Annotated in this window: 14 protein-coding genes; all 14 read left to right on the top strand. The window is 30.4% G+C overall.

What is annotated here, in order from left to right:
* The first annotated feature begins 116 nt into the window (after nt 1–116).
* Nucleotides 117–1,607, top strand: coding sequence for a PTS transporter subunit EIIC (locus H8S20_RS04790; protein WP_032117847.1), 1,491 nt, complete (start codon nt 117–119; stop codon nt 1,605–1,607).
* 16 nt (nt 1,608–1,623) lie between these two features.
* Nucleotides 1,624–2,268 carry an N-acetylmannosamine-6-phosphate 2-epimerase gene (locus tag H8S20_RS04785; RefSeq protein WP_032117848.1) on the top strand — a complete coding sequence of 215 codons (645 nt, stop codon included), beginning with the start codon at nt 1,624–1,626 and terminating at the stop codon, nt 2,266–2,268.
* 95 nt (nt 2,269–2,363) lie between these two features.
* Nucleotides 2,364–3,167, top strand: coding sequence for an SIS domain-containing protein (locus tag H8S20_RS04780; RefSeq protein WP_032117849.1), 804 nt, complete (start codon nt 2,364–2,366; stop codon nt 3,165–3,167).
* A 37-nt stretch (nt 3,168–3,204) separates the two neighbouring features.
* On the top strand, nt 3,205–3,579 hold the full coding sequence (locus tag H8S20_RS04775; protein WP_032117850.1) for a (deoxy)nucleoside triphosphate pyrophosphohydrolase: 375 nt from the start codon (nt 3,205–3,207) through the stop codon (nt 3,577–3,579).
* Nucleotides 3,580–3,679: 100 nt separating this feature from the next.
* Nucleotides 3,680–4,480: a helix-turn-helix domain-containing protein gene (locus H8S20_RS04770; RefSeq protein WP_032117851.1), complete on the top strand. Its 801-nt coding sequence runs from the start codon at nt 3,680–3,682 to the stop codon at nt 4,478–4,480.
* A 124-nt stretch (nt 4,481–4,604) separates the two neighbouring features.
* The gene (locus tag H8S20_RS04765) at nt 4,605–6,716 is read left to right on the top strand and encodes an FAD-dependent oxidoreductase (RefSeq protein ID WP_051986828.1); all 2,112 of its coding nucleotides are present in this window, start codon (nt 4,605–4,607) and stop codon (nt 6,714–6,716) included.
* A 193-nt stretch (nt 6,717–6,909) separates the two neighbouring features.
* Nucleotides 6,910–7,251: a hypothetical protein gene (locus H8S20_RS04760; protein ID WP_032117852.1), complete on the top strand. Its 342-nt coding sequence runs from the start codon at nt 6,910–6,912 to the stop codon at nt 7,249–7,251.
* 145 nt (nt 7,252–7,396) lie between these two features.
* Nucleotides 7,397–7,774, top strand: a complete 378-nt coding sequence (locus tag H8S20_RS04755; protein ID WP_207725250.1) for a hypothetical protein — start codon at nt 7,397–7,399, stop codon at nt 7,772–7,774.
* A 240-nt stretch (nt 7,775–8,014) separates the two neighbouring features.
* Nucleotides 8,015–9,931, top strand: a complete 1,917-nt coding sequence (locus H8S20_RS04750) for an OPT family oligopeptide transporter (RefSeq protein WP_032117853.1) — start codon at nt 8,015–8,017, stop codon at nt 9,929–9,931.
* Nucleotides 9,932–10,185: 254 nt separating this feature from the next.
* Nucleotides 10,186–12,099, top strand: coding sequence for a BglG family transcription antiterminator (locus H8S20_RS04745; protein WP_032117854.1), 1,914 nt, complete (start codon nt 10,186–10,188; stop codon nt 12,097–12,099).
* Between the two features lie 40 nt (nt 12,100–12,139).
* Nucleotides 12,140–12,742 carry a hypothetical protein gene (locus H8S20_RS04740; RefSeq protein WP_032117855.1) on the top strand — a complete coding sequence of 201 codons (603 nt, stop codon included), beginning with the start codon at nt 12,140–12,142 and terminating at the stop codon, nt 12,740–12,742.
* A 253-nt stretch (nt 12,743–12,995) separates the two neighbouring features.
* Nucleotides 12,996–14,324: a 6-phospho-alpha-glucosidase gene (locus H8S20_RS04735; RefSeq protein WP_186859439.1), complete on the top strand. Its 1,329-nt coding sequence runs from the start codon at nt 12,996–12,998 to the stop codon at nt 14,322–14,324.
* 307 nt (nt 14,325–14,631) lie between these two features.
* A complete protein-coding gene (locus H8S20_RS04730; RefSeq protein ID WP_032118531.1) occupies nt 14,632–15,930 on the top strand; it encodes a PTS sugar transporter subunit IIC in 1,299 nt (432 codons plus the stop codon).
* A gap of 52 nt (nt 15,931–15,982) precedes the next feature.
* Nucleotides 15,983–16,702 (top strand): purine-nucleoside phosphorylase, encoded by a 720-nt coding sequence (gene deoD, locus H8S20_RS04725; protein ID WP_186859438.1) that lies wholly within the window; start codon nt 15,983–15,985, stop codon nt 16,700–16,702.
* The last annotated feature ends 98 nt before the right edge of the window (nt 16,703–16,800 follow it).

The following is a 16,800-nucleotide window of genomic DNA, read 5'->3' as shown; positions in this document are numbered from 1 at the left end:
AAAAATACTATTGCAAGAAAATAATTTTCATGATATGATGTAAACATATTCAGGAAATGGTTTTCTTAAAAAGATATAAAGAAAAAACTATTTTCATAAAATAGGAGGGAACATAAGTGTTTAAACAATTACAAAAGATAGGTAAATCATTTATGCTACCAATAGCAATATTACCAGCAGCAGGTTTATTGCTTGGTATTGGTGGAGCGTTATCAAATCCAAATACGGTACAAGCGTATCCGTTTTTAGATATACCTTGGTTACAAGGAATATTCCAAGTTATGTCTTCAGCAGGGGATGTAGTATTTGGGAATTTAGCACTAATAATGTGTATAGGTCTAGCAGTTGGTCTAGCTAAGAAAGACAAAGGTACAGCAGCTTTAGCTGGTGCAGTAGCTTTTTTAGTAATGAATGCATCTATTAAAGGTATGATAAATGCATTTAACCCAGCAGTAGGATCAATTGATACTGGGGTAGTTGGTGCTATAGTAATAGGATCAGTAGTAGCATATCTACATAATAGATATAGCAATATTCAATTACCATCTGTTTTAGGATTCTTTGGTGGTTCAAGATTTGTGCCAATAGTATCTTCATTTACAGCAATATTTATTGGTGCAGTATTCTTTATGATATGGCCAACATTCCAAAACTGGTTAGTAACAATAGGTAATGGAATAGCTAACCTAGGTCCAATAGGAACATTCCTTTATGGATTCTTATTAAGATTAACTGGAGCAGTAGGATTACATCATATGATATACCCATTATTCTGGTATTCAGAATTAGGTGGAGTTGCTCAAGTTGCAGGACAAACTGTAGTAGGAGCACAAAATATATTCTTTGCTCAATTAGCAGATCCTAATCATGTAGGATTATTCACAGAAGGAACAAGATTCTTCGCAGGACGTTTTGCAACAATGATGTTCGGACTTCCAGCAGCTTGTTTAGCAATGTATCACTGTGTACCAAAGGAAAAGAGAAATTTAGTTGGTGGTTTATTCTTAGGAGCAGCAATAACTTCATTTGTTACTGGTATAACTGAACCAATAGAGTTCATGTTCTTATTCGTAGCACCATGGTTATATGTAGTGCATGCATTCTTTGATGGATTATCATTCTTCCTAGCAGATATATTAAATATATCTATAGGTAATACATTCTCAGGTGGATTAATTGACTTCTCATTATTTGGAGTTCTTCAAGGAAATGATAAGACAAATTGGATATATGTATTATTAATAGGTGCTGTATGGGCAGTATTATACTACTTCACATTTAGATTCTTAATAACTAAGTTTAATGTTATGACTCCAGGTAGAGAACCAGAAGGTGAAGAAGTTAAAGTAGTTACAAAAGATAGTATGAACGAAACAGCAGCTGAAGTTTTAAAAGCTTTAGGTGGTAAAGAAAATATAGATGATGTTGATGCTTGTATAACAAGATTAAGAGTTGCAGTAAGAGATGTTTCAAAGGTTGACAAGGAAAGAATTAAAGCTTTAGGAGCAACTGCAGTATTAGAAGTAAAAGGTGGAGTACAAGCTATCTTTGGAGCAATGGCAGATCCATTAAAACAAAAGATTAATGAAATAATGGGTCAAGAATAATTAAGAGGTGATTTTAATGAATAGAGGATTAATAGTATCATGTCAAGCGCTAGAAAATGAGCCACTTCATAGCTCATTCATAATGAGTAGAATGGCAGTAGCTGCAAAACAAGGTGGAGCAGTAGGGATTCGTGCAAATAGTGTTGAAGATATAAAGGCTATAAAAGAAGTAGTTGATCTACCGGTAATAGGAATAATAAAAATTGATTATCCTGATATGGTACCGTATATTACTCCTACTATGACAGAAGTTGATGCATTAGTAAGCACAGGAGTAGACGTAATAGCAGTAGACGCAACAATAAATCAAGATATAGAATTTTTAAAAGAAATATTTATAAAGTATCCAAACCAAAAGTTTATGGCTGATATTTCAACTGTGGAAGAGGGAATTAGAGCAGGAGAATTAGGATTCCATTACGTAGGTACAACTTTAGTTGGATACACAGAGCAATCAAAGGGAATAAATAACTTTGATGTTTTAGAAGAATTAATAAAAAATTGTAAAGCAAAGATTGTAGCAGAAGGAAACTTTGATACTCCTGAAAAAGCTAGATTAGCTTTAGAAAAGGGAGCATATACAGTTGTTGTTGGTGGAGCTATAACAAGACCACAGCTAATAACTAAGAAGTTTAATGACGAAATAATTAAGGCTTTATAAAATAGTTAAAGAGATAGAGATACAAACTCTATCTCTTTTATTTTTCTTAAATAAATTATATAATTAGAATCAAATACAAATGTGGAGGATATCTCGTGGAGATTTTATGTGAAATACAAAAAAGATACAATGAGTTTTCTGATAAGGAAAAGGCGATTGCTGATTATATAATGCAATATAAAGAAGTTATAAAAAATGCTAATATAACAGATTTGGCAAAGACTATAGGTACATCAGGATCTACTATAACTAGATTTGCTAAAAAAATCGGGTGTGAAAGCTTTGTAGATTTAAAAATAAAATTAAGTGCCAGCAAAAAAGAGAGTGATAATAATATAGACCAAAATGATGTATTTTCATATGTTTATCAATATTATAATGAAGCTATTGAAAGAACAAAATATTTAATAGATAAAGAAACTATATTTAATATAGTTAAGGAAATAAAAAAAGCTAGAAATATATACATATATGGTGTTGGAAGTTCAGGATTAACAGCTGATGAAATGATGCAAAGGTTACTAAGAATGGGCTTTAATACATTAAGCATATCAGACTCACATATGATGATAATTAATAGTTCTATAGTTTCTGAGAAAGATTTAGTTATAGGTTTATCAATAGGGGGAGAAACTAAAGAGGTTGTTCAGGCTCTTAGAGTTTGCAAGGAAAATGAAGCTAAAGTAATTGCTATAACAAGCTTTGAAGGAAGTTCTATAACAAAATATTCAGATATAAATCTTATGGTATATAACCCTAAATTTATAGATAAAAATAGATTTATTAATAGTCAATTTTCAGTTATGTACGTTTTAGATTTAATTTCAATGGTTCTATTAAAAGATGAAAACTTAAGAGAGAAAATGCAAATAACTATTGATGCAATAATAAAAGAGTAATTATTTAATAAAAGTATTATGTGTAAGGGTGAGTTATATGATAAAGGTAGTAGCAGCAATATTAGAAAAAGAAAATAAGATACTTATAGCTAAAAAGAGAGAAGGAAAGCCTCTAGCAGGTCTATGGGAATTTCCAGGTGGAAAGATTGAAGAGGGTGAAACGCCAGAAGAAAGTCTTATTCGTGAGCTTATGGAAGAGATGAATATAAAGGTCAGAGTTAATGAATATGTTGGAGAGAGCATATATGATTATGGTGATGGTAAAGTTATTTCTTTAAAAGGTTTTACTGCAGAGATTATTGAAGGTGATATTAAGCTTACTGACCATGATGAATATAAATGGGTTACTTTAGAAGAAATATGTAATTATAGGATTGCGCCTGCAGATATACCGCTAATAAGTAATATATAATTCTTTTATAAAATATGATAGCGATAGTAGATAAATACTTTAAGATGATGATTTTTTATAATTAAAAACTTACATATAGTATGAGGGTTATGGGAGGATTATGTTATATAAAGTAGGAGAATTAGCAGAATTGTTTGGAATAAGTCCTCAAACAATTCATCATTATGAAAAATTAGGACTTATTGAACCTAAAAGAGATGGGATAAATAGATATAGGTATTTTGATGAGTATGATTTTCAAAAGTTAGGAACTATTAAGAGGTTAAGAAATGCAGGATTTCCTTTGAAGGATAGTGCATCAGTTTATCATAGGCAGAATGAGCAAGATGTATATTGGCAATATAAACAAAGAAGAAGAGAAGTGATGGAAGAAATAGAGCATCAGCTTAAATTAGTGGAACAACTTGATTTTTACATAGATAAGTTAGATGAGTTAAATAATGGAGAAGACAGCTTTAAAGTATGTGAAATGGATAGTTTTTATAGATATAATGTTACAAAAGAAAAAGAGGGAATAATACTAACTAAGAAGATGATAGAAGAGTGTACAGAGTGGTATCAAAACCTTTTTTTTACTACTACATCAATTATGTTTAATTTCAAGGATGGAGTATTTGGTAATTATTCTGTTGGAGTTATAGCAGAGAAGAAAATATTTAATAGGTTTATTACTGCAAAAAGTGATGATATTAGTGAGATAGAAAGGGGCTTATTTGCTGTTAAACTTTTCAAGTATTTTAACAATATTGATATTGATAATATGCAAAGTGAATGTTGGAAATTCTTAAGAACAACTAATTATGAATTGCGAGCAAATCCTTTTACACGGCTTATTAGCACATGTAAGGATGAAAATGATAATAAAGTTAATGTAGTTGAACTTATATTACCAATAAAATAAGTGTATAAATATTGTTAAAAAAATATCTTGACCTTCATATTGATTGAGACCTTAGAATTTATATTGTGAAAAGCACTACATTATGTGAGTGTATAAATAATGTTTTAACTTAGGGGGGAAAGATATGAAGAGAAAATTAATTACTAGTATTTTAATCGTTAGTATGATTATGTCTTTAGTATCATGTACAAACAATTCTGGTAGTCAAGCAGGAGGACAACTTAAAGCAGGTGAATATACAGGCACCGCTAATGGATTTGGTGGAGAGATAAAAGCTGTAGTAACAGTTGCTGGAGGAAAAATTACTGATGTTGTTCTTACTGGAGATAAGGAGACTAAAGAAATAGGTGGAGCTGCATTAGATCAGTTACAAAAAGCTATTATAGAAAAAAATAGTGCAGATATTGAAGTTGTTTCAGGAGCAACTATAACATCAAATGCAGTTATTGATGCTATAAATTTAGCATTAAATGATGCTAAGGGAATAGAAACAGAAGAAAGTACCGTTAAAGATGGAAAATATCTAACAAAGGCAATGGGACATGAGGATTATATATACGTTACAACAATGTTTAAAGATGGTGCTATAGTAAGCTGTGAAGTAACATCTCATGAGGAAACTATGGGGATAGGTAACTATGCAACTGCAAGGATGCCGAAGAAAATTGTTGAAAGCCAAAGTTTGAATGCTGATGCCGTATCAGGGGCAACTGTATCTTCAAATGCAGTAAAGGCTGCTGTAACTCAAGCTATAAAGGATGCAGGAGGCAGTGTAGCTACTTTTCAAAAAGAAGTTGAACAAGCACCTCTTAGCACTGAAGTTGTTGAAGAAAAATATGATGTAGTAGTTGTTGGAGCAGGAACAGCAGGGCTTATTACAGCAAATAGATTAGCTGAAGAAGGCAAAAATGTAATAGTATTTGAAAAGATGGATATTCCGGGTGGTTCTATGGCAACTACATATAGTGGAATAATGAATTCTTATTCAGAACTTGGTAAAAACTATGGTCTTGGCAGAGAACAAGAGAGTGCTAGTTGGAATAAAGAATTGCTTATGCCTGTATTTGAAAATTATATAAATGAAGAATACGATAGATTTGATAAAGCACAACCATACCAAAATGTTATGATGGATGCATCAGGAAAAGTTGTAGACTGGTTACATGATATGGGGGTTGGATTTGCTTCAATGGGTAACTTTGAAGGTGGACTACAATATGGATTTACACCATATCTTGCACCTGGTTGTTATCAAGGGGGAGCAGGATATGCATTAATGTTTTTAGCTCAAAGACTTGAACAAAGAGAGACAAAGGTTGTATATTCTACACCAGTAACTGAATTGACAACAAATGAAAATGGTGATGTAACAGGAGTTATTGCAAAAGGTAAAGACGGTAAGACATGGAATATAACTGCTGATGCTGTTGTAATGGCAACAGGTGGATTTGCTTCTAACCAAGAAATGATTGAAGAATATTATCCACAATATGCTAAGTATAAGTTTAATAGTGTTGCAGCAAGTACTGGAGAAGGAATTAAAATGGCGGAAGAGGCTGGAGCAGCGATAGAGTGCATGGGGCGTCCGTTAGGAGCATTTATGTCTGAATATGGATCAAACTATGAATTAGCATTTATGCACAGTTCTACCCCTGGAATAATAGTAAATGTAAATGGTGATCAGTTTGGAAATATAATGAAGAGTAATCACAAAACATTGGCTGAAGCGCTTGTAGATCCAAAAAATGGAGAAACATTCTACTATGTATTTGATGATTCAGCGGCAGAGTCAACCAAAGATTTTGATGCCTATGGACTTTCATATAAATCAATTTTTGAAAGAGATCAAGTTAAGAGATATGATTCTGTAGCTGATGCTGCAAAGGAATTAAACCTTCCAAATCTTGAAGAAACAATCAAGAAAAACAATGAATTAGCTCTTGCAGGAGAAGCTGATGAATTTGGAAGAAAAGGGTTACCTTACATTGAAACACGCGATGGTATTTGGATGTTAAGAGTTATTCCTACATTCTATTTAACTACAGGAGGAGTAGCTATAGATTTAGATGCTAGAGTCCTAAATGAGGAAGGTAAAGCAATAAAAGGACTATATGCAGCAGGGGATGTAACAGGCTCTATTGAAGAAAAAGATGGTAAGGAATATGGTAATGGATTTGATGCTGCGTTAACTTATGGATATGTTGTTGCAGATACAATTATAGAAGATTTAAAATAAAACACATTAAAAGCAATAAGATTACTTAGTATCTTATTGCTTTTTTATTTTAATAGATTAGAGGAGTTTTTAACAATAATAATTAATAGTGTAATTAAGAGTCAAATAATAATTAATAATAAATGAATAATAATTTATAATACCTCATATCGATGTTATATACGGTGATTTGTTTTAAATATGAGGTGAAAATATGGGGTTATTAAATTTAGGGTTAGTTTTAGGATCAGGAATAGCTTTAGTAGGGGGATTAGACTGTTTAAAAAGGAAACTATTAATAGTTTTTAAAAGATGGGATAAGCTTGGATTAAATAAATATAGAATAAAACGTTACTATAAAGAAGGTAATTCTCTTGTTATGATTATAGAAGTAGCTATTGGAGGAAGCTTAAGCGATTTAAAAAGTTATAGTGGAAAAATAGAAAAAGCATATGGATGCAAATGTGAAATAGAAGATGTAGAATGTAGTAAATACATTACTGTAATATTAAATTATGATAATCTATCTGAGATTCAAGAAAGTCAGGCTTTTTAATTAGCTGTATTATAGCTTTGTTAATTTAATAGAATAAGATCTTCTATAGCCTAGTTATTTAATATTAACGTTTTATTATTTTTATTTTGTAGTATAATTATAAGAAAAATATTAAACAGAATATTATAAAATCTAGGGGGAGAATATGATAACAGCAATAATTGGGAGTATTACTATTAGTTTTATAGCAATTCTATATATTACATTAGTTTTAGGATTACCTTATGGTGAATTTGCTATGGGTGGAAAGTATACAGTTATGCCTAAATCCATGAGAGTTATGTGTGCTATATCTGTATTTGTACAAATATTTGCAATGATAATATTATTACAAACAGGAAATGTACTTGCTACTAAGATACCTGATAATGTAGCTAAGATTGGCTGCTATGTTTTTGCAGCTTATCTAGTTTTAAATACAATTATGAACGCTATATCTAAGAGCAAAAAAGAAAAGTATATAATGACACCATTAGCAGCTATAACAGCTATTTGCTTTTTTATAACTGCAATGGGAGCATAAAACATATAATTTGATTAGGGCGATAATATTATATTATCGCCCTCTTAATATTTTTAGGAGTAAAAATATTAAATTTAGTGAGATGTTTTTTGAATTCATAATTAGTTTAACAACCTTTCCAAAATAAATTCATTATAAAATAATTTTTTTTACAAATACTAAAGAATGTGTAGAAAAATGTAACAAAATATCTAAAAAGCTATTTTAGTAAATCTAATCAAATGAAGGAAAGGGATTTTTATGAAAAACAAATTACCTAAAGAGGCTTACGGTGGAGTACATGGAAAGGATTATGTTCCATTTGTAACTGATAAGTCTAAAAAAGGAGTAAATGTGGCAGTGATGATAATTGGAGTTGTTTTAGCTGCCGTATTTGCAGCATCTACAGCTTATTCTGGTATGAAATCAGGATTAACAGTTGCTGCAGGAATTCCAGGAGCTATAATAGGTTCAATGCTTGTAGGAGTCTTTGCTAAAAAGAAAGGAATCCTTGGTAAGAATATTATTCAAGGTATGTCTAGTGGTGGAGAATCTATAGCAAGTGGTATGATTTATGTATTACCAGCAGTAATATTAATAGGAAGCAATGTTGGCTTCTTAGAAGGAGTAAGTGTAAGCGTTGCAGGAGCTTTATTTGGAATAGGAGCTACTTCATTAGTTTATAATTACTTGATAGTTGAGGAGCATGGTCAACTTATGTATCCTGAGTCTTTAGCTATTTCTGAAACTCTAGTTGCTTCAGAAACTGGTGGAGATGCAATAAAGTTTATGGGAATAGGCTTTGGAATAAGTGGCATTATAAATGTTTTAACTAGTTCTTTCTTAAATGTAGTTAATAATACAATGACTTTCTTAGGAAGTAAATTTTATAAGTGGAAGTTCTCAACAGAAGTAAATCCCCTTTTATTAGGAATTGGATTTATAGTTGGGTTAGAAGTATCTTTAACTATGTTTGCAGGATCAATATTAGCTAATTTTGGAGTTGCACCATTAATAGGTTATTTTAGTGATATGGCATCAGAAGGTATGAATTCATGGAATGATGCAACAGTTGCTATTAATCAGATGGATGTTAATGCAATTTCAGGTGGATATGTTAAGTACATAGGTGCAGGGATGATGCTTTGTGGTGGTATTATAGGAGCAATTAAGCTTATACCAACTATAGTTGTATCTTTAAAAGAAACGTTAAAGGCTAAATCAAATTCTGGTGGCGAAAAGAATTCAGGTGAGATGATAATACTTTTAGTAGGAATTGTTCTAGCTTTTGTAGCAGGTTTCTTTATTTCAGGAAGCATTACCATGGCTATAGTAGCAGCTATTGTATCTCTTATTCTAGCCTTGTTATTCGTAATAGTTTCTGGAAGGTTAGCTGGAACTATAGGTACATCAAATCTTCCAGTATCAGGTATGACAATAGCAGCCTTAGTTATATTAACTTTAGTATTTGTAATAATGGGCTGGAAAGGTCAATCTGACAATAAGTCATTACTTTTATTTGCAGAGTTTATGGTAGTTGCTATATCAGTTGCTGGTGGATATAGTCAATCTCAAAAAGTAAGTTACATAATAGGTGGAAGTAGAAAAGAAATGAGAAACTACTTTGCTTTAGCTAGTATAGTAGGAGTAGTTGTGGTTACAGGAACAATAATGGTTCTTGCTGATCAATTAAGAATAACAGGAGCAGATGCGCCATTTGCACTTCCTCAAGCTAACTTAATGTCTACATTAACTTCAGGTATCATGTCAGGTAACTTACCTTGGCCAATGATTTTAGTAGGCATTGTCATAGCATTATTCTTATTTATGTTAAATCTTCCTATAATGACTATAGCAATAGGTTTCTATTTACCTATATCAACAACATCAATAATATTAGTAGGAGCTTTAATACGTTTATTTATAGAAAAAATGAGTAAGAGTGAAAAAGAGAAAGAAGTTAAGGTTTCTAATGGTATTAGTCTTTCATCAGGACTTGTTGCTGGAGGATCTATAATAGGATTATTAGGAATAATATTACAAGTTACAGGTATTATTAAACCTAGAGTCCCAGGAGGATTTTTAGGTGGAAATATGATGGCTATAATACTGTTAATTATATTAGTAGTAGCAACTACAATACCGATTATGACATCAAAAATTAAAAATAACGAGTAATAAAAATAAAGTGCTTTGCACTTTATTTTTTTGTCGAAAATTGAAATAATATATGCTTTTCTATATACTATAATTAAATGTAATAGAAGAATTTTAAAAGTACGCTTGCTCAATTTCCTAACTAATAGGAAAAAGAATATTTGAATCGTTACTAAAGCTTTATTAAAATTTACTTAAAGTGATTAGTAACAATCTAATCATTAAAGTGAGCTAGCGTATATTTGTATATGATAATAGGTAATGAGAGGTGCGCTATGTTTACTAAGAGGCAAACAAATATATTGGAGATAATTCTAAAGAACACATCTGGAATTACTGGTTCTAATATTGGAGAAAAACTTTCAGTTTCATCAAGAACTATTAGAAATGATATTTCACAGATAAATTCACTTTTAAGTAATGATAATATAACTGTTTCATCATCTCATAAGAGTGGATATTTTTTAAAGAATGAGTATATAGAGAAGTTAAAGGAAATATTGAATAACGAAAAAGGGTTAAATTCAGATTATCATTTAGATGATCATAGAGATTTCGTTGTATTAGGTAAAATTCTTTTTGAAGGAAAACAAAATATATATGATTTAAGTGAAATATTATTTGTTTCTACAAGAACTGTATATAAAGTTGTTAAGAGTCTACAGGAAAGTATGGCAACAAAATATTTATTTAATGGAATAAAATACGAAAAAGAGTATGTTTTTGTTGAAGCATCTGAAGAAGAGATTAGAAAGTTACTTTTTAAAATAGTTAGTGTCAGTGTGTTTGAAAAGACAATATCATTAAAAGAAGTTCAGATTATATTTGATGATAACTTTAGTTTAGAAGATCTACATTCTATTTGTGATAAAGTAAAAAAGTGTTTTATAGATAAAAAGAATTTTGTTGATGAAGAATATATAGTTATACTAAGTTGGCTTCTATACATAGCTAAAATAAGAAGTAGCAATGGTTATTTAAATCAACAAAGTAAAATTAAATTAACAGATAAGAATGCTTTGCAAACAATAGATGATTTATTAGAAGCTGGAGTTAAGTTAAATAAAAATGATATAGAGCCTATTTATAAATTTTTATGGACTAAAAAATTAACTTCCGAAAATCAGATAAGTGAAATTACTAATATTGTTTTAAGCGATTTTATTTGTGCAATTAAAGAAAAATATGATGTTGATTTAACTGATAATAATGAATTTTTAGAAAATCTATTAGAGTATATGGAATACATGTTACGACGTATACAAAGTGACTATCAATTCGTAAATTCTATAAAGAACGATATTAAAAATAGATATCCATTTGCTTATGAAATTTCAATGCTAATAGTTGAGATAGTATATAAGTATTTTAATAAATACACAAAGGATGATGAAGTAGCCAATATAGCAATTTATCTAGAACCTCTTTTAGATAATTTTACGTATAAGACTAAGTTACTTATGATAACAGATTCTAGGGTTGGAATTAATGGCTTAATTCAGAGATGGATTAGTGATAATTTTTATAATAAAGTAGAGATTTTAGGGAAAATATCTTTAAATCAGTTAAGTAATTATAAAGATATAGATGATGCAGAGATTATTATATCTCCTATTAATATAGAAAAAGAAGTCAAAGTTCCTACATGTGTGATTGAAAGTATACCGGATAGTAATGATATACAGAGATTAAAGCAAATGATGCATAAAGTTAATATTGGAACTAAATTTGAAGATATTATTAAGAAGTACTTTGAGAAAGATTTAATAGAAATATATGATGAAGAATATAGCTTTGATGAATTAATAATGAAACAGGCTAAAAAGTTTAAAAAAGTAGGTTGTATTTTAAATGAAAAAGAATTTGTAGATGATATATTGGCTAGGGAAAGAGATTATCCTACGGTTATTGGGGAGTCTGTTATGATACCACGGCCAAGGAAGACTTTTTCAGAAAAGATTTTAGTGAGTGTAGCTCTTTTAAAGAAACCTATTTCATATAAAGGAAAAAATATAAGGATTTTATTTTTATCAACACAAACACATAAAGCAAATTATGATTTAAGTCTTCTATATGAATTATTTAAAAGAGTAGCCTTAAATAAGTGTATATTAAGATCATTGATTGACTTAGAAGATAAAAGTGAATTTTTACAATCGTTCATTGAGTTATCTAAGAATATCAAATAACTTTAAATATAAATATTGTTAAAAACAAGGAGAAATTATTATGAGTTACATGATGTGGGCAGAAATAAAGACAAGAAATGGTTTTGTAGCAGATGAAATTATTTCATCTTATCAAAAAGCAGTAAGAAGATCAATGGTAGAAGAGGCATGTGAATATGCATATGAATTATATATAACTTCACCACAATTATTAGATAAATTATGGAGAAGAATATTAACTATATCTGTTGAAGATGTTGGATTTGGTAATCTAGATGCAGCAGTTCAAGTTAATGCATTAAATGAAATGAGAAAGAACTATCCATATGATGATGGAGATCAACCAATGTACTTCATCCATGCAACAAGAATTTTAGCAGAAAGCACTAAAGACCGTTCAAGTGATTACTTAAAGAACATAGTAATTAAGAGCTTTGCAATGGGTAAAAAGCCAGAGGTTATGGATGTTGCTTTAGACAAGCACACTAAGAGAGGTCAAGAAATGGGAAGAGGTTCAAAGCACTTCTTTGAAGAAGGAACTAAAGTAATACCTCAACTTGAAATTGACAATGATTATAGAGAGAGATATGGAAAAATCTTAGAAGTATACAAGCCAGAAGATGCTGTAGAAAACGCATTTGTTTACGGAAAAGATCAATATTAATTAAAAAGAGCAGGGGGAATAATTCTCTGCTCTTTTAATCTTTCCTAAGAGTTAGGAAATTTATGGGTTGAGGTGTAAAGCTTTAATTAATATAATTTAGTTGAAAAGAAAATTTCTTATGGTACTTAAAGTTTTAGACAATAGTTTACTAGAAATAGTAGATGAACTTATTTAACTTATCAAGTACATAGTAAAAGAGAGTGCTGAAGTACTCTTAAATTTGTAGAGTAAAAGTTAAAAGGAGGAATTTACTATGAGAAAATTTTCAGTTGTTATAGCAGGTGGGGGAAGTACTTATACACCGGAAATTATTTTAATGTTATTAGATAATTTAGATAGACTTCCATTAAGAAAGATTAAGCTATACGATAATGACGAAGAAAGACAAAATAAGGTGGCTAAAGCTTGTGAAATATTAATTAAGGAGAAAGATCCTTCGATTGAATATTTAGCGACAATAGATCCAGAAGAGGCTTATACAGATGTTGATTTCTGTCTTGCTCATATAAGAGTTGGTAAGCTTGAAATGAGAGAAATGGATGAGAAGATTTCATTAAAGCATGGTGTTGTTGGACAAGAAACTTGTGGACCAGGTGGAATTGCTTATGGAATGAGATCTATATCAGGTGTACTTGAAAATATCGATTATATGGAAAAGTACTCACCGGATTGTTGGATGTTAAATTACTCAAATCCAGCATCAATAGTTGCAGAAGCAGTTAGAAGATTACGTCCTGATTCTAGAGTTATAAATATTTGTGATATGCCAATAGGTATGGAGCATAGCATAGCTAAAATTGCTGGCTTAGAGTCTAGAAAACATATGGATATAAGATATTATGGGTTAAATCACTTTGGGTGGTATACATCTATTAAAGATAAAGAAGGAAATGAATTACTTCCTAAACTTGTTGATCATATAAAGGAATATGGATTTATTAATGGTGAGGAAGGGATGAAAACAGCTAAGAAGGATAGCTGGTTTGAAACTAATCTTTTCACTAGAGAAATAATTAAGACAGATTTAACTACAATACCAAGTAGTTATTTAAAATATTATTTATTCCCAGACTATGTTGTAAACCACTCTAATCCAGAGTATACTCGTGCAAATGAAGTTATTGATGGAAGAGAAAAAGAAGTTTTTGGAGCCTGTGCTTTAATTGAGCAGCAAGGAAACTCTGAAGGTTCAGGATTACAAATAGGTATTCATGCTGAATTTATAGTAGATTTAGCAACGGCGTTAGCTTATAATACTCAAGAAAGAATGTTATTAATAGTTGAAAATAATGGTGCTATAGCAAATATTCAAGATGATGCCATGGTTGAGATACCATGTATTGTTGGGAAGGATGGGTACGAGCCTTTATCAGTAGGTAGTATTCCGACATTCCAAAAAGGATTAATTGAGCAACAATTAGCTGTAGAGAAGCTAGTAGTTGATGCATGGATTGAAAAGTCATATCATAAGTTATGGCAAGCACTGATGTTATCTAAAACTGTACCAAGTGCAACTGTTGCAAAGGAACTTTTAGATGATTTTATAGAGGTTAATAAAGGATATTGGCCAGAACTTAACTAATTGAACAGTATATTTTAATATAAAAATATTAAATAGTGAGTTTTAATAATATAAAGCTATACCATGGAAGTAATAGGACAATGGTATAGCTTCTTTTCATTTTAATCTCTAGTTTATATTGATAAAAAAATTCTAAGTGTAAAAACAAAAAAACACGAAAATTTTTTAAAAAAATAATTATAATATTCAGATGAAAAGGATTAAAAGAGAAACTCTTCCTAACCAGAGAGGAAAATGTTTGTTTGATTACATGTGTAAGGGTAAGTATAATAAAGTTAAATTTAACGGAAACTTAGGAGGTAATAATATGAAACAAGGTGCTTTTTCTAGATTTATGGAGAAGTGTTTAATGCCAATTGCACAGAAAATTGAAAGTCAAAAGCATTTACAAGCTATTAAAGATGGTATTATAGCTGTAATTCCTATAATCATAATCGGATCTTTTAGTTTAATTCCAATAGGGATTGCAAACTTATTCCCAAACAGTGGATTTTATGAATTCGTAAATACTAATATTAATTATTTCAATTTACCAGGATTTTTTACAACTAATCTTATGTCTTTATATGCTGCATTCTTCATTGCAGATAGTTTACAAAAGAAATATAATTTAAACTCAAGTTTAATTGGAATAACATCAGTTTTATGTCACTTAGTATTATCTGTATCAATTGCAGATTTTGCAAATCCAACAACATGGAATGTATCATCTTTAGGAGCTGAAGGGCTATTTGTAAGTATGATAGTTTCAATAGTAGTTGTTGAAATAAGTAGATTATGTAAAGAAAAGAATTTAGTAATTAAGATGCCAGATAGCGTACCACCAATGGTTGCAGAATCATTTACAATATTAATTCCATTAATATTAAACTTTGCTCTAGCAGTAGCAGGATCAATAATTTGTATGAACATGGCGGGAGTAACATTCCCACAATTAATAATGAAATTACTTGCTCCAGCAATTACTTCAATGGATTCACTACCAGCTGTTATGTTAGTGATATTCTTAACTCAATTATTATGGTTCTTTGGATTACATGGAGCTTCAATAACATCAAGTGTATGGGCAGCCTTTGCAATTAGCTATGGTGCAGCAAATGCAGCGGCAGTAGCAGCAGGCCAAGCACCTCAACATGTATTTACTTTTGGATTCTATTATGGATTCTTACAAGTAACTGGATCAGGTATCACATTAGGTCTTGTTTTCTTAATGATGAGAAGTAAAGCTAAATCACTTAAAGCTATAGGTAAATTAGGTATAGTACCAAGTTTCTTTGGAATAAATGAGCCGGTAATATTTGGTGCACCATTAATAATGAACCCATTTATGTTTTTACCATTCGTATTTGGACCAGTAGTAGTTGCAGGTTTAAATTATCTAGCTATGTCAACAGGATTAGTTGGACTTCCATTATACGAAGCACCAGGATTCCTACCACCAGGATTCCAAGCCTTTTTATTAACATTAGATTGGAAAGCATTTGCTCTAGCAATATTTAATGTATTATTTATGACAGCATTATACTATCCATTCTTCAAGGCTATGGAAAAAGACGAATTAAGAAAAGAAGCTATTGCAGAAGGAAAGGCTAATGGAGTAGCGTAATAGATATAGAAATAAAGTGCTTTGCACTTTATTTTTTTGAAGGGAGATAATAATGGGAACTATACATATAGAAGCTAATAAAGAAGAGATTGCTAAAATAGTACTTATGCCAGGGGATCCTTTAAGAGCACAATTTATTGCAGAAAATTATTTAGAAGATGCAGTACAAATAAATAAAGTTAGAAATATGTTTGGATTTACAGGGTACTATAAAGGAATTAGAGTAACTGTAATGTCATCAGGTATGGGAGGCCCATCAATGGGAATATACTCACATGAGCTTTTTAATAAGTATGATGTAGATGCTATTATAAGAATAGGTTCTACTGGAGCTTATAGTGAAAAGTTAAATATGCATGATGTAATGCTTGTTGAAAGTAGTTGGAGTCAATCTACCTATGCTAAAACTTATAGCGGATATGAAGAAGATATTGTTTATCCAAATAGTGAATTAAACTCTCTTATTAAAGAAGTATCAGATAACTTAAATATTAGTATAAAGACAGGTAGGATACATTCAACTGATGCTTTCTACACAATGGATAAAAGTGTACTACATCATATAAGAGACACTTACGGATGTCTTGGAGTAGAGATGGAATCTTTCGCTCTATTACATAATGCAAATGTTGCAGGAAAGAAAGCAGCATGCCTATTAACAGTTGCAGATCATGCCTTAACTAATGAGAAGGCTACAGTTGAAGAAAGACAACATGCTTTTGAAAATATGATAAAGTTAGCCTTAGGTACAGTAGTAGAGTATTCTAAATAGTAGTAAAATTAAGTGAAAATATAATAAGTTATTAAAAGTCTAAGTATATAAAATTTATACTTAGGCTTTTTTTTCTTGCAAAAAAAAGATATATTAGT

The organism is Clostridium hominis (assembly GCF_014287825.1).
In the GTDB taxonomy this organism is placed as follows: Bacteria; Bacillota; Clostridia; order Clostridiales; family Clostridiaceae; genus Clostridium; species Clostridium hominis.
This window is presented reverse-complemented; position numbering and strand designations above follow the sequence as displayed.

Bases quoted from the DNA above. Each gene is read 5' to 3' on its own strand.
- H8S20_RS04765 (WP_051986828.1), top strand. From the start codon at position 4,605: ATGAAGAGAAAATTAATTACTAGTATTTTAATCGTTAGTATGATTATG.
- H8S20_RS04760 (WP_032117852.1), top strand. From the start codon at position 6,910: ATGGGGTTATTAAATTTAGGGTTAGTTTTAGGATCAGGAATAGCTTTA.
- H8S20_RS04735 (WP_186859439.1), top strand. From the start codon at position 12,996: ATGAGAAAATTTTCAGTTGTTATAGCAGGTGGGGGAAGTACTTATACA.
- H8S20_RS04785 (WP_032117848.1), top strand. From the start codon at position 1,624: ATGAATAGAGGATTAATAGTATCATGTCAAGCGCTAGAAAATGAGCCA.
- H8S20_RS04755 (WP_207725250.1), top strand. From the start codon at position 7,397: ATGATAACAGCAATAATTGGGAGTATTACTATTAGTTTTATAGCAATT.
- H8S20_RS04750 (WP_032117853.1), top strand. From the start codon at position 8,015: ATGAAAAACAAATTACCTAAAGAGGCTTACGGTGGAGTACATGGAAAG.
- H8S20_RS04770 (WP_032117851.1), top strand. From the start codon at position 3,680: ATGTTATATAAAGTAGGAGAATTAGCAGAATTGTTTGGAATAAGTCCT.
- deoD (WP_186859438.1), top strand. From the start codon at position 15,983: ATGGGAACTATACATATAGAAGCTAATAAAGAAGAGATTGCTAAAATA.
- H8S20_RS04775 (WP_032117850.1), top strand. From the start codon at position 3,205: ATGATAAAGGTAGTAGCAGCAATATTAGAAAAAGAAAATAAGATACTT.
- H8S20_RS04740 (WP_032117855.1), top strand. From the start codon at position 12,140: ATGAGTTACATGATGTGGGCAGAAATAAAGACAAGAAATGGTTTTGTA.
- H8S20_RS04745 (WP_032117854.1), top strand. From the start codon at position 10,186: ATGTTTACTAAGAGGCAAACAAATATATTGGAGATAATTCTAAAGAAC.
- H8S20_RS04730 (WP_032118531.1), top strand. From the start codon at position 14,632: ATGAAACAAGGTGCTTTTTCTAGATTTATGGAGAAGTGTTTAATGCCA.